The 13500-nt window shown below is 41.0% G+C and carries 13 protein-coding genes; 6 read left to right on the plus strand and 7 right to left on the minus strand.

The window, feature by feature from the left end; genetic code table 11:
- Window positions 1-32 precede the first annotated feature (32 nt).
- The 3 genes from AB6735_RS10825 (at window position 33) to AB6735_RS10835 (ending at window position 3252) form a co-directional block, all read left to right on the plus strand.
- The gene (locus tag AB6735_RS10825) at window positions 33-1247 is read left to right on the plus strand and encodes a glycosyltransferase family 4 protein (RefSeq protein ID WP_370995941.1); all 1215 of its coding nucleotides are present in this window, start codon (window positions 33-35) and stop codon (window positions 1245-1247) included.
- Window positions 1248-1358: 111 nt separating this feature from the next.
- Entirely contained in the window at window positions 1359-2438 is a 1080-nt protein-coding gene (gene gcvT, locus AB6735_RS10830) for a glycine cleavage system aminomethyltransferase GcvT (protein WP_370995942.1), read from the plus strand.
- Window positions 2439-2499: 61 nt separating this feature from the next.
- Window positions 2500-3252 carry a 2-phosphosulfolactate phosphatase gene (locus AB6735_RS10835; protein ID WP_370995943.1) on the plus strand — a complete coding sequence of 251 codons (753 nt, stop codon included), beginning with the start codon at window positions 2500-2502 and terminating at the stop codon, window positions 3250-3252.
- A 135-nt stretch (window positions 3253-3387) separates the two neighbouring features.
- Here AB6735_RS10835 and AB6735_RS10840 read toward each other — a convergent pair whose 3' ends face one another.
- The 4 genes from AB6735_RS10840 to dtd all read right to left on the minus strand — a co-directional run bounded on the left by AB6735_RS10840 (window position 3388) and on the right by dtd (window position 5759).
- Window positions 3388-4272, minus strand: a complete 885-nt coding sequence (locus AB6735_RS10840; RefSeq protein WP_370995944.1) for a DUF4349 domain-containing protein — start codon at window positions 4270-4272, stop codon at window positions 3388-3390.
- A gap of 115 nt (window positions 4273-4387) precedes the next feature.
- Window positions 4388-4714: a nucleotide pyrophosphohydrolase gene (locus AB6735_RS10845; protein WP_090472907.1), complete on the minus strand. Its 327-nt coding sequence runs from the start codon at window positions 4712-4714 to the stop codon at window positions 4388-4390.
- Between the two features lie 67 nt (window positions 4715-4781).
- Window positions 4782-5183, minus strand: coding sequence for a GxxExxY protein (locus AB6735_RS10850; protein ID WP_370995945.1), 402 nt, complete (start codon window positions 5181-5183; stop codon window positions 4782-4784).
- A 117-nt stretch (window positions 5184-5300) separates the two neighbouring features.
- Complete coding sequence (gene dtd / locus AB6735_RS10855; protein ID WP_370995946.1) at window positions 5301-5759, minus strand: D-aminoacyl-tRNA deacylase; 459 nt, start codon at window positions 5757-5759, stop codon at window positions 5301-5303.
- A 254-nt stretch (window positions 5760-6013) separates the two neighbouring features.
- Between dtd and AB6735_RS10860 the strand changes: the two genes are divergently transcribed.
- Complete coding sequence (locus AB6735_RS10860; protein ID WP_370995947.1) at window positions 6014-7249, plus strand: cystathionine gamma-synthase family protein; 1236 nt, start codon at window positions 6014-6016, stop codon at window positions 7247-7249.
- A gap of 78 nt (window positions 7250-7327) precedes the next feature.
- Here AB6735_RS10860 and AB6735_RS10865 read toward each other — a convergent pair whose 3' ends face one another.
- The gene (locus tag AB6735_RS10865; protein WP_370995948.1) at window positions 7328-7522 is read right to left on the minus strand and encodes a hypothetical protein; all 195 of its coding nucleotides are present in this window, start codon (window positions 7520-7522) and stop codon (window positions 7328-7330) included.
- Between the two features lie 15 nt (window positions 7523-7537).
- Between AB6735_RS10865 and AB6735_RS10870 the strand changes: the two genes are divergently transcribed.
- The gene (locus AB6735_RS10870) at window positions 7538-8434 is read left to right on the plus strand and encodes a hypothetical protein (protein ID WP_370995949.1); all 897 of its coding nucleotides are present in this window, start codon (window positions 7538-7540) and stop codon (window positions 8432-8434) included.
- Window positions 8397-10817, plus strand: coding sequence for a hypothetical protein (locus tag AB6735_RS10875; protein ID WP_370995950.1), 2421 nt, complete (start codon window positions 8397-8399; stop codon window positions 10815-10817). The genes AB6735_RS10870 and AB6735_RS10875 overlap by 38 nt, the downstream gene beginning before the upstream one ends.
- Before the next feature lie 35 nt (window positions 10818-10852).
- Here the strand turns inward: AB6735_RS10875 and AB6735_RS10880 are convergent, their stop codons facing one another.
- A complete protein-coding gene (locus AB6735_RS10880) occupies window positions 10853-12379 on the minus strand; it encodes a WG repeat-containing protein (RefSeq protein ID WP_370995951.1) in 1527 nt (508 codons plus the stop codon).
- Between the two features lie 66 nt (window positions 12380-12445).
- Complete coding sequence (gene rsgA, locus AB6735_RS10885; RefSeq protein ID WP_370995952.1) at window positions 12446-13366, minus strand: ribosome small subunit-dependent GTPase A; 921 nt, start codon at window positions 13364-13366, stop codon at window positions 12446-12448.
- Window positions 13367-13500: the final 134 nt, after the last annotated feature.

Consider the following 13500-nt stretch of genomic DNA (forward strand, 5'->3'; position numbering starts at 1 on the left):
GTTGGTATTTTTGCACTAAACCAGGTATCCAATTGAAAATTCTTATTTTAACTCACCGAGTGCCGTTTCCGCAAAACGGAGGCTATGCCATTGTGGTGTGTAACACCATAAAAGGCCTTGTTGCGCTTGGACATAAGGTATCATTGGTAGCGTTGAATGCAAAAAAATATAACGGTAACCCACATGAGGTTACTGATGAGCTGCTGACTAAAATAAATTATACCACTTACAATATCGATATCAGCGTATCTGTGCTTGATGGGCTGATAAACCTCATCAGTAAAAAGTCAAATGATATTGACCGGTACTATGATGCTGAGTTTGAAAAGCTATTGATCCGTGAGCTCCGTCAAACGGCTTATGATGTTATTCAGTTTGAGGGTTTGTTTGTAACGCCTTATTTAGGGGCTATACGTAAACATTCCAAGGCCAAGCTTATTTATCGTTCACACAATATAGAGCACCAGGTATGGCAGCGGCTTGCGCAGCAAAAAAGCGATCTGTTTAAAAAATGGTACCTGCGCATGCTGGCCCGGCGGGTAAAAGATTATGAGCTGCAGCAACTCAATAAGGTTGATGCCATTGCCGTTTTTACAACCGAAGATAAAAACACCATCCTGTCATACGGAACCACTATCCCGGTTGAAATATTCCCGGTAGGGATCGATCTTACCCAATACCAGCCCGATTTTGAAAAAACGGAATTTCCGAGTTTGTTTTTCCTGGGATCGTTGGACTGGCTGCCTAACCGCGAAGGCATCGAATGGTTTATTGACCATTTTCATAAAGACTTGACCGATGGCGACCTGCGTGTAAAATTTTATGTTGCCGGGCACAATATTCCGGAGCGCTTTGACGATTACGAAGTGATGGGTAAAATATTTATCCAGGGCGAAGTGGATGATGCTTTTGAATTTGTGAATAGCAAAGCTATTATGATAGTGCCGCTTTTATCTGGCGGTGGTATGCGGGTAAAAATCGTGGAGGGTATGGCCATGCAAAAATGTATCATTTCCACATCGCTCGGAGCCGAAGGCATAAATTTCGAGAATGGTACCAACATTATTATAGCTAATGACCAGGATGAGTTTTATGATGCCATTGAGCGTTGTATTACCGATGAAGAGTATTGCCGTATTATTGGCATAAACGCCCGAAAGCTGGTTGAACAACAACATGATGTAAATACCGTGGCCCATGACCTGGCGCAGTTTTACAAAAAGCTCACTCCTTTTTATCAAGGTTAAGCGCCCTTACAAGATGCAATGAGCCGGTTGCTTTCCGGTCTCAAAAATCAACCTTATCGGGTCCACAAAATTCCCGTCAGAATAATTACTTTTGCGCCATAAACGTTAACGATGAAGAACACTGCCTTAACAGATACACACATTAAAGCAGGTGCCAAAATGGTGCCCTTTGCTGGTTATAACATGCCTGTGCAATATGCCGGGATAAACGCCGAACACGAAACTGTACGTAAAGCGGTAGGTGTATTTGATGTAAGCCACATGGGCGAATTTATTTTAAAAGGCGACCATGCCCTTGACCTTATACAACAGGTTTCCAGCAACGATGCTTCCAAACTATACGACGGAAAGGTACAATACTCCTGCCTCCCTAATGAGGATGGCGGTATTGTGGATGATTTGCTGGTTTATCGTTTAGATGAAAAAACCTATATGTTGGTGGTTAATGCTTCCAACATTGAAAAAGATTGGGACTGGATTTCCAAATATAACACCATGGGTGTGGAGATGAAAAATATATCAGATCGCACCTCACTGCTGGCTATCCAGGGGCCCAAAGCAGCCGAAGCATTGCAAAGCCTTACCGATGTTGACCTGGTATCGATGGAGTATTACACTTTTAACAGAGGGAAATTTGCCGGTGTTGATAATGTGATCATCTCCGCAACAGGCTATACTGGAGCCGGTGGTTTTGAGATCTATTTTGATAACCAATATGCCGATCAGATCTGGGAGGCTATTTTTAAAGCCGGCGAACCATTTGGTATTAAACCAATTGGTTTAGGTGCGCGTGATACCCTGCGCCTGGAAATGGGTTTCTGCTTATACGGTAATGATATTGACGATGCCACTTCTCCTCTGGAAGCCGGTTTGGGTTGGGTAACCAAATTCAGCAAAACATTTACTAATTCCGAAGCGCTGCAACAACAAAAGCAGGCAGGTGTAAGCCGTAAGCTGGTTGGTTTTGAAATGATCGATCGGGGTATTCCACGTCATGATTACCCTATTGTTGATGCTGAGGGTAACAACATAGGCAAAGTAACTTCCGGAACACAATCGCCATCCTTACAAAAAGCCATTGGCATGGGCTATGTGAATACAGAGTTTGCCAAGGAAGGCGCTGAAATATACATCAGCATCAGGGATAATAAAGTAAAGGCTAAAATTGTAAAGCCGCCTTTCTATAAGTAGCCCCCCTAACCCCCTGAAAGGGGAACTATAAACAGGGTCTCTCAATCATTTATTTAAAATTATGTCTGATAATATCGATAACCCAATACCCCTTTCAAGGGGCAAGGGGGCACATGTTTGCCTTACCCCGGCATTGCTGCCGTTGTATAATGTAGCAGAGTACATTGTAGTGGTTATTGATATTTTTAGGGCAACATCATCTATATGTTATGGTATTGAAAACGGTGCTGAGGCTATTATCCCGGTATCACAGGTTGAAGAATGTTCCGCGTATAGAGAGAAAGGGCTGGATTACCTGCTGGCAGCAGAGCGTGATGGAAAAGTAGTAGACGGCTTTGATTTTGGCAACTCGCCATTCTCCTACACCGCCGAAAAGGTGGCCGGTAAAACGGTGGTGCTTACTACTACCAACGGCACTCACGCCCTGCATTTATCACGCAGTGCCAAGCGCATTGTTATCGGTTCGTTTTTAAACCTTACGGCATTAAGCAGCTGGTTAAAAACCCAACACGAAAATATATTACTGGTATGCGCCGGCTGGAAAAATAATTTTAACCTGGAAGACACCCTGTTTGCCGGCGCTGTAATTGAACAGCTGAAAACAGAAGACTTTGTATTGGATGATGCAGCCATTGCCGCCAATGATCTCTTCCAATTAGGTAAGGATGATATTAACCTTTATCTCAAAAAAACATCACACGGAGAGCGGCTTAAAAAATTAGGTATCGAAAAAGATATTGAGTTTTGCCTGCAGGTTGATATTACAACCGCAATCCCCGTGTTAGAGGGAGAGCGGTTGGTGAGGTTGGTTTAGGTAAGGTTCTGCTTATTGTAGTCTAACCACCACGTCATTGCGAGGTACCAAGCAATCTCTATACTATACAGAGCGGATCTGCTTGCCGGGGACTGCTTCGTGCCTCGCAATGACGCGCGGAAATAATGGAGGCAATTATTCCACTTTTTTAGCCTCTCTTTTCTTTCCCGAGTTTTTAAATATGAAGTAAACAATCACTATAATTATTAGTAGTGGCCATATTGAAATTATCCCGAAAAACACGTTTTTTATAAACACCCACCCGGCAGTAATGGAAGATTTAAATTTATTGGTAAACCGGTCATCAACATTCTGGGCGGTTGCTTTAGTATAAAAAGTGATATCTAAGGAACTATAGGCAACTTGTTTATTCAGGTAGTTCAGCTGGCCCTGGGCCGATTCAATATCACTGCGGATCTCGGTTAGTTTATTTTCAATCTCCAGCAGGTCCGAGATTTTTGTCCCTTTTTTGAGCAGTTCCAGATACCGGTTCTCCAGGATCTTTTTATTGTCCAGCCGGGTTTTCATGTCGATGTACCGGGTGGTAACATCGGTTATAGAAATGTTTTTGGTATCGATCTTATCGGCCGAGGCCGATACCGAATCAACCAGGAAATCGAAATACCTGGCCGGGATACTTATTTTTAAATTATACTCCTTACGGTTTATATCGCTGTTGGTGGTTTGATTATCCTCATCCACATAGCCCCCATATTTTTTGAGCGATTGCAGGATCTTTTTACGGGCAGCATTAATATTGCTGGCTTCAAACTGAATAGTGCCGGTTTTAACGATCTTTTTTGTGGTATCACGTATCTGACTGGTGTTATTAGAATTGCCTGATGGCTCCGCAAGGGCGACATCCAGCATCATAGGAGCTTTTTCAAGCACTTCTTCATCCGCTTTTACAACCGGGGGGGCAAACAACTTGGTTTGTGCTTTTTCTTTTTGCTCTTCAGCTTTATGTCCGCATGCAGATAGAGACAGTAATAGGGTAATCGAAATAAGATACGCTTTCATAACAAGGCTAATTAATGTGTTACCATAAATTCTGATCGGCCTTGTAAATCTACGTAGAAACAAAATTAAATTCCAAATAAATTATTATTTCAAAATATAATTCTGATTTACTGCTTTATTTCAGCTTTTCATTATTTTTATGCCGGTCGGCATCACGGATGCTTTTCTTTTCCATATTCTTCTCCAGCGCATCCGTGAGGTCGATTCCGGTTTGGTTAGCCAGGCATATCAATACAAACAACACATCAGCCATTTCATCTGCCAGGTTCACCTCTGTATCCGATTTTTTAAATGATTGCTCGCCATACTGCCTCGCCATAATGCGGGCCACCTCACCTACCTCTTCCATCAAAATGGCCGTATTGGTAAGCTCATTAAAATACCGGATACCCATGGTTTTTATCCACTTATCTACAAGATGCTGCGCTTCTTTAATTTCCATAAATTTTTTTCACTAATTACACGAATTTTGTCGAATTACACGAATTGACTGGCCTGAAGCCTGACTATTAGAATATTACTCTTTGATAATTCAAAGACGGTGCACCGAAATTTATTACCATACCTAATCTTAAACCGGATGCTTTGAGATAGTTTAGTGTTTGTTTGATATATGGTTCACCAATATAGTTGCTGATCTTTATTTCGAGGATGATATTATCATATACTACAAAATCGGCAACGAAGAAGTGTTTAAGTTTTTGTTCTTTATAAATAATGGTGTAAGGCTTTTCCCGGACAAAAGGGATCCCTGACCTGATAAACTCAAATTCCAACGCGTCTTTATAAACAGCCTCCTTAAATCCGTGCCCCAGTATTTTATGGACCTCAAAGCAGGCACCAATAATTTTATAGGATTCTTCTTTAAATAACAGATCAACCATAATGAATTGTATTGACACGAATTTCATTAATTGGATCGAATTACACTAATTATTTAATTCGTGAAATTGGACTTAATTAGTATAATCCGTGTTCATTTGATTAGTGTAATTCGATCCAATTCGTGGAATTAGTGACCATTTGTTTTAATGGTTCTCTTTATCCTTTGTATCCATGATAATGGTCACCGGTCCGTCGTTTACCAGGCTGATCTTCATATCCGCTCCAAAAATACCTGTGGCTATCCTTTTTCCGGTTAATATTTCCAGCGTTTTGATCATTTGCTCATACATCGGTATCGCCTTATCGGGCCTGGCCGCCTTGATAAACGATGGTCGGTTGCCCTTCTTAGTTTGGGCAAACAGGGTGAATTGTGATATGAGCAAAACATTCCCGTCAACATCGGCCAGCGCTTTATTCATCAATCCGTTTTCATCGCCAAAAACACGCATGCCCACAATTTTATTGGCCAGCCAATTCAAATCATCCTCTGTATCGGCCTCCTCAATACCCAATAAAACCAGGAAACCCAGCTTAATCTCACCTGTAATTTTGCCATCGACTGTACAGCTGGCCTGGGTAACGCGTTGTAATACTGCCCTCATAAATAATTATTAAATACGAATTAACACGAATGGGTTCGAATTTCACGAATAAAACATAAAATCATTCAAATTAGTGTCAATTCCAACCCATTTGTGAAATTCGTACCGGTCAATTTGTGAAATCTGTGCCTATTTCATTAAGTTCGCAACCACTATTAAAGTAACACGAATCAGTTCGAATATGCACCAATAGATGTTTTATCCGTGCAATTCGGACACATTAGTGAAATTCGTGTCTATTTAAGATTATTAACATGACAACAAAAAAAGGCTTTACCACTACCATTTTACATGACGACCGTTTAGGTAAACCAGAGCATGGCTCATTGCACAAGCCCATACATACTTCGGTAACTTATGGGCACGAGGATGTGCAGGACCTGGTTGATATTTTCCAGAATAAGAAAAAAGGATACGCTTATTCGCGCCAGGGTAACCCTACCGTTACCGCTTTGGAACATAAGGTAACCAATATGGAAAAAGGATTATCATCTGTTGCTTTCTCAACCGGTATGGCGGCAATTTCGGCTACGGTAATGGCCCTTATAAAACATGGTGATCATATTGTGGCCAGCTCATTTCTGTTTGGTAACACCCGCAGCATATTTCAAACCTATATTGATATGGGGTTGGATATTACTTTTGTTGATGCTACAGATGTTGAAAATGTACGCAACGAAATTAAAGCCGGCACCAAAATGGTATTTGTGGAAACCATTGCCAACCCAGCCACGCAGGTAGCCGACCTGGAAGCTATCGGCGAGCTCTGCGCGCAAAAAGGGATCATATATATGGTTGACAACACCATGACCTCGCCTTATTTGTTTAACCCAATTGATGTTAAAGCAAGTTTAATAATTAACTCCTTAACTAAATACATTGGCGGTCATGGCGATGCTTTGGGCGGCTGTGTTACCGATACCGGTTTGTTTAACTGGAGCAACTACCCTAATATTTTCGAGACCTTTAAAAAACAGGTAAAACCAGAAACGTTGGGTCTTACCCAGATCCGCAAAAAGGGGCTGAGGGATTCTGGTGGTACGTTATCGCCCGAGGCTGCACATACCATTTCTGTAGGCGCCGAAACACTGGCTCTGCGTTTGGAGCGTGCCTGTAATAACGCGTTTGCATTGGCACAGTATTTTGAGGCTCACCCTAAAATTAAAAAAGTATTTTACCCGGGTGTCGCAAGTCATCCGCAACATGAGCGGGCCGGAAAGCTGTTCAGGAAATTTGGTGGTTTGATGAGCATCGAGCTGGATGAAAGCATTGATTGCCTGGAATTTTTAAATAAGCTGAAACTGGTTATAAAATCAAGCAACCTGGGCGATACCCGTACGTTATCTATCCCCGTTGCCCAAACTATATTTTTTGAATTGGGCGCCGATAAACGTGCCGAAATGGGTATCCCGGAAACCATGATCCGCCTGTCGATAGGCATTGAAGACCTGGACGACCTGATGGCTGATTTTAAAGCCGCTTTGGACTAAGATCAAGGACTTTAGGAGCAAAGAATAAGGATTCATGGAACAAAGATTTTTGGAATAAAGAACAAGGCAAATAAGACGCTAACGATGAAAAAGATTATCCAAAAGTCTTTGCTCCTTGTTCCAGAAATCGTTACTCCCCGTTCCCCTTTCCTTGTTCTTTTTATCTTTATTCTTTGCTCCATCATAGGCTCTTGCCTCTCCTCCTGCCACCGGCATGACCGGGTTGTTAATACCTCTTTTTATTTCTGGAAAACGGTTTATAAAAGTAACCAAACCGAATCAAGTTATTTGAATCATCTGCACGCTCACAAGCTGTATATGCGCATCATGGATGTGGATATGGACGAGAGTGGCATCATCCCTGTTCCCGTATCGCCCATCACTTTTCAGACCAAGCTTCCAGATACGGTTGAAATGATACCTGTAATATTCATTGTTAACAATATTCTAAAAACCACAACCCACCCACAGCTTGATGCATTGGCCACTAACATTGTTCGCTTTGTAAATGGTAAAGTGGAGCAGGCCGGTAAAGCCAGTTTTAATGAATTACAGATAGATTGCGACTGGACAGCATCAACCCGCGAAAACTATTTTTACCTGTTGGAACAATTGCGACAGGTAAAAGAATTGAAAGCAAAAAATATTTCGGCAACGCTAAGGCTGCACCAACTAAAAAATCAAAAAGGTAGCGGTATTCCACCGGTAAACCGGGTAATGCTGATGTGTTATAACATGGGAAATCTGCGTAAATACGGGGAGCAAAATTCCATCCTGGAAATAAGCGAACTGAAAAAATACCTGGGCGACAATGTGACCGCCTACCCCATGCCGGTTGACATAGGTTTACCGCTGTTTAGCTGGGCGGTGGCTTTCCGGAATAAGGAATATATCGGTATTGCCAAAAGGATCTCGGCAGAGGATCTGAATAATAAAAATCAATTTATATTTATAAAAAATAACATTTACCGGGCTAAAACCAATTTGCCCGATTACGGTTTAAAAACCAACGACGAGCTGCGCTGGGAAAATGTATCAGCCGGAAATTTGCAGGCTACTGTCGGTTATTTATCGCCGCTTTTAAAGGCAGATACGGTAAACGTTATTTATTTTCACCTTGACGAAGCTACTATAAAAACCTACACCTATGACAACCTCGAAAAAACTGCTCATTTGTTCCGTTAGTTTGATCATTTTCTTTTTTGCCGAAATTGCTATCAATGTTGCCTGCGGCGGCGAGGGAGATCCTTATGATTATTATGTTTCTTTTTTTCATAATGACATACAACGTACGCAGGAATATAGGCCCTTTTATTTTACCTCCTACAGCTTTTTATATGACGATGAAGAACAGGTAAGCGAGGCTACCCTCAACTCAAGGGAGTGGGCAGCATATTTAGGCCACGCGGTAAAGGCCGAAGATGTTGAAAAAGCGATGTATCAATTAAAAGGCAACGCTGATACTGTGCTATATAACGGCTATTTAGATGGAAAAGGTGCGCTGCCCGATAGTTTAAAAAATAATAGCTTCCTGCAATCCCTTGCTTCAAATAAAAGTGCATTAAGTTATTATCAGTTCGCTAAGGGCGTTGAACCTATCGCAAACGTCAAATCTGAATACTGGAATCCAAAAGAAATGGATACAGACGCTTTGAAAAAGGCCGGCGAAGAGGCTTTATCAAATGCCAATACCGAAAAGGATAAATTTATTAAGCTGAGATATTTATACCAGGCACAGCGCCTGTTGCATTATGGAAAATATTATAAGGAAGCGGCTGACGTATACGATAAATACCTGGTTAATTACAAAACCGACAGCCATGTAAAAGGGTGGGCATTGGCTTTAAAGGCGGGTGAGTCACGGTGGCTGGGCGATACGGTAAAATCGGCCTACCTGTTTTCAAAAATATTTGCCGCATATCCCGAAAGGCGGGTTCAGGCTTATCGTAATTTCAATTATATCAATGCTAAAACAGAAAATGTTTTGGCATTGGCTGCCAATAAAAATGAGAAGGCCGTTATTCATGCTATTGATGGTTTCAATGACCCTGCACTTAATATAAACCCACTAAAAGAGGTTTATGAGTATGAGTCATCTTCGGATATGGTAGGTGTGCTGCTTATCCGTGAGATTAATAAGCTGGAGGAACAATATTTAAGCGCAACGTTAATTCCTGACCAAACAGTATCAAGCTATTATGGCAACCTGCCAGACAGCAGCAGGAACAAAGCTATAGCCCACATTAAGCAATTGAAAAGCTTTTGCCAAAAATTATCGGCCGAGAAAAAATATCCGGAATATAACTTAGGCAATCTTGCACAGGCTTATTTAGCATGGATGCAAAAAGATACCAAAGCCGGACTTGAGTATCTGGCAGCATTAAACGGCGAAAAGCTAAGTTCAAAGTTTAACGATCAAAAACAGATTATACAGTTATTGTTAACCGCACAAGGAATACAACAATACAACGAGGTAAATGAGGCCACTCTGTTGCCATCATTAAAATGGCTCGATGAGAAGGTGGCACATGAAATCACAAGCAATACCTCGTATAATTTAGGCTATTATGGTCTGTCGCCATTTGCAATAACGGCCCGCAATTTTTACCAGGCCATTATGGCGCCTATTTATTTAAAACAAGGCGATACCAGTAAAGCAGCCATCGCTATGTTACAGGGTGATGCAAGCGGAAATAAAGTTACTATGGCCAGCAGTCAGACAATCAACTATTGGCAAAACTATCTGCATTCATCGGCATTAAATAAAATAATTGCCTGGAAAAAAACGCCTCCCGCAAATCCTTACCTGCATTTTTTAACACAAAAATTGGGTCGTTACCGTAATGATGACCTGTATGAGTTACTGGGTACGGCATATCTGCGCGAGCATAAATATCCCGAAGCGGCTACAGCGCTGAACCGGGTTAATGAAAAAGAACTGAATAAATTCCCGACCAATTTTTACGATGAAAAAGCAACCGGAGCTGATCCGTTTATTAGCCAAATGCCTGATTATCCAAAACTGTTGTTAAATAAAAATGGCAAAGGATATAATAAGCGACAGTTTGCGCAAGCCATGGTGGCTTACCAAAAGCAAATTAAGGCTAATCCTAAAAATGCCGCGGCCAGTTACTTTAATATGGCTACTGCCATATACAATACCTCAACCTATGGTAACGCCTGGTATCTGATCAGCTATGACTGGTCGTCGACAGACTATGGCCGCAAATCGTTGTATTATTATGACACCGACTATATAAAAACCAGCAATGCCGAAAAGCTGTTTTTACAAGCCAGGCAGTTAAGCACCAATGCGGAATTTAAAGCAAAATGTACCTTTATGGCCGCCAAATGCCGTCAAAAACAGATCAAGATGCCATCCTATTCTGATTTTCCGGATTACAACTATACTAAGCTCCAAAACGCTGAAAAGAGTTATGATCAGGCTGTACGGCGTAATCCATATTTTGCCGAACTACAAAAAAGTTATGGCAAAACAGCTTATTATAGGTTGGCGGTAAATGATTGTAGTTATTTGAGAGATTTTTTGAAGACTAATAGAAAATAACAGGGTGAAAAGTGAAAGATGAAAATGGATATTCATTAATTGAAATGTTCATTTCCATAAAGGTCAATTGTGCATGGTTTGTTATTTAGATAGGTTTGTATAAGGCCATCATCGTAGTTGCGCAAAACGTGCTCATATTTTACGGGTAGTATCACTTTACCCATGAAATTGATTATGCCGTATTTATTGTCCTTTTTAACTACATAAATATTTTTTGCGATACACTCCATATAATCATAAGTAGGCTTGATCAAGTATTGCTGATTATTATTAATTATGCCGTATTTCTCACAAAGTTTTACCATTGAAGTCCCCTGGACAGAATCATATTCTGATAATTCGTCATAAATAGGTTTCACCAGGAACTGTTGTTTATTGTTAATGATGCCGTATTTTCCATCAAGCTTTATCTTATAGCTATCAAGTCCATAATAGTTTTCAATCTCGTCAAAAATAGGTTTAATAACTTCTTTGCCTGTATTATCAATATATCCCCGTTTTTGATCTCCACCTTTTGTCACGCAAACTAAAGCAAGATTATTCCTAAAATCTCCAATAAAGGAATAGACGGCCTTTGTAATCGATCTGTTTTTTGAATCCACTAACTCAATCGTTGTATTGGGAGATTTTCCCAGGCTTTTAGCAATAAGATTTTTATTGAGAACGGTTATCTGTGTGTAAATAGGTTTTACTAACTCATTTCCAAGACTATCTATCAAGCCATAGGTTTCCAATTTATTATCACCCATAGCCACTTTTGCCAATCCCTCCTCATCAAAACTCTGTATCTGACGATAAACTGGTTTTATTAGCACTTTCCCTTTTTTATTCATTAGTCCCCATTTGTTATCGAGTAACATTGTGAGTAATGAATTAATAGTCCATGAGCTTTTTATTTTATCAAATTGTGGACTAACAATTTCTTCTCCTTCATCAGATAAGAGTCCCCATTTACCATTAAGATTCACAATTACAGCATCCGCTGTTATCACTTTGGTACCGGCCATATTAACGCCTAATGATTCTACGTCATCATATCGTGGAGGTATAACCAAAACGCCGCTTTTTGACACTATGCCCCATTTGCCATTTTTTTGAACCATAGCAAACTTGAAGTTTGAAAGTATGATACGGTCATAAATAGCAGGTATAATAGCTTGATTGGATGAGGTATTTGTAAGACCAAATTTATCACCATTTTGAGTGATTTTTAGATTTACATTAGAAGGATGTACATACTTGCGAAAATCGAAGTCGCCGGAAACACCAGGATCTCCTTTTACCTCATAGGTACTCTTCTCTTTTGGTGGATTTACAATGATTTTCCCATTAGTGTCCATAAAAAGCCAACGTCCATTTTTAAGTACTTTAGCATACGTCATAAGCGGTTTTTCCTGTACTATTTTATAAGTCCCCACAAGGTCATATCCTTTGGCTTTTATAAAAGCGTGAAATTTAGGGTCTGTAACATAGCCACTTTTATCAGCAATAAAAGGTTGCGCAGAGACCCAATGTATAAAAAGAAAAGGAAATAAGATTAGGGTGCTTAGGTTTTTACTCATACAGATTACAAAACTCGAATTAAAGATAGGTAATCTATTTTCAGTGGTCTGAATAAATATTAAAAACTAAGCTCTTGTATCATTACCATGATAAATGCTCAGGTAGCTTTCGTAGCGCGATAGTTCGATCTCGCCGTTTTCCAGGGCTTCCAGTACGGCGCAGCCGGGTTCGTTAATGTGTCGGCAATTGTTGAAACGGCACTGGTTCATTCGCTCACGCATTTCGGGGAAAAAGTGGCTTAGTTCCTGTTTTTCGATATCGATAACGCCTAACTCACGAATGCCGGGGGTATCGATGATAAAACCACCTTGCGGCAGCTCAAACATTTCGGCAAAGGTAGTAGTGTGCATGCCCTTGTCGCTCCATTCAGATACCATGTGTGTACGCAGGCCAAGACTGGGCAACAGGCTGTTAATGAGGCTTGATTTGCCCACACCCGAATGGCCGGAGAACAGGGTCACCTTATCTTTCAATAGCTCCTGTACCTGGTCGATGTTGGTACCATCCAATGCAGATACCTCAAAGCAGGGGTAGCCGATATTTTCGTATATAGCTTTATAATCGGCCAGTATTTCCAGACCCTCGTCGCTAAACAGGTCGAGCTTATTAAATATCAATCTGGCTGGTATGTCATAGGCTTCGGCAGTCACCAGGAAACGATCAATAAAGCCCAGTGAGGTACGGGGCGATGCCAGGGTAACCACCAGCAGGGCCTGGTCAAGATTGGCGGCAATGATCTGCGCCTGCTTACTCAGGTTGATGGCTTTGCGAATAATATAATTTTTGCGCTGTTGCAGGTTGGTGATCACCCCGTTTTCGCTATTGGGCTCCATTTCAAAATCAACCACATCTCCAACAGCCACCGGGTTGGTGGTGGTAATACCGTTCATCCTGAACTTACCCTTAATGCGGCAGTCTATACGTTGCCCATCGGGGGTTTGTACCTGGTACCAGCTTCCGGTTGATTTGGTGATTAATCCCTGCATATTATAACCCCAAAAGTAATAATTAATTTGCCATCGCTTTATTTTAGGGTATAATGCTCAGGGCTGACGCATAAGAAAGGATAAAAATGCGTGGTGTTATCAACAAAATGTTAATAAAGAAGGAGTAAGTTTAG

Origin of the sequence: Mucilaginibacter sp. RCC_168 (assembly GCF_041355315.1) — a bacterium.
GTDB lineage: Bacteria > Bacteroidota > Bacteroidia > Sphingobacteriales > Sphingobacteriaceae > Mucilaginibacter.

Excerpts from the sequence above, each read along its gene's own strand:
- AB6735_RS10875 (WP_370995950.1), top strand. The coding sequence starts at position 8,397 with ATGACAACCTCGAAAAAACTGCTCATTTGTTCCGTTAGTTTGATCATT.
- AB6735_RS10845 (WP_090472907.1), bottom strand. The coding sequence starts at position 4,714 with ATGGAAATTAAAGAAGCGCAGCATCTTGTAGATAAGTGGATAAAAACC.
- rsgA (WP_370995952.1), bottom strand. The coding sequence starts at position 13,366 with ATGCAGGGATTAATCACCAAATCAACCGGAAGCTGGTACCAGGTACAA.
- gcvT (WP_370995942.1), top strand. The coding sequence starts at position 1,359 with ATGAAGAACACTGCCTTAACAGATACACACATTAAAGCAGGTGCCAAA.
- AB6735_RS10860 (WP_370995947.1), top strand. The coding sequence starts at position 6,014 with ATGACAACAAAAAAAGGCTTTACCACTACCATTTTACATGACGACCGT.
- AB6735_RS10835 (WP_370995943.1), top strand. The coding sequence starts at position 2,500 with ATGTCTGATAATATCGATAACCCAATACCCCTTTCAAGGGGCAAGGGG.
- AB6735_RS10850 (WP_370995945.1), bottom strand. The coding sequence starts at position 5,183 with ATGAAATTCGTGTCAATACAATTCATTATGGTTGATCTGTTATTTAAA.
- AB6735_RS10840 (WP_370995944.1), bottom strand. The coding sequence starts at position 4,272 with ATGAAAGCGTATCTTATTTCGATTACCCTATTACTGTCTCTATCTGCA.
- AB6735_RS10880 (WP_370995951.1), bottom strand. The coding sequence starts at position 12,379 with ATGAGTAAAAACCTAAGCACCCTAATCTTATTTCCTTTTCTTTTTATA.
- dtd (WP_370995946.1), bottom strand. The coding sequence starts at position 5,759 with ATGAGGGCAGTATTACAACGCGTTACCCAGGCCAGCTGTACAGTCGAT.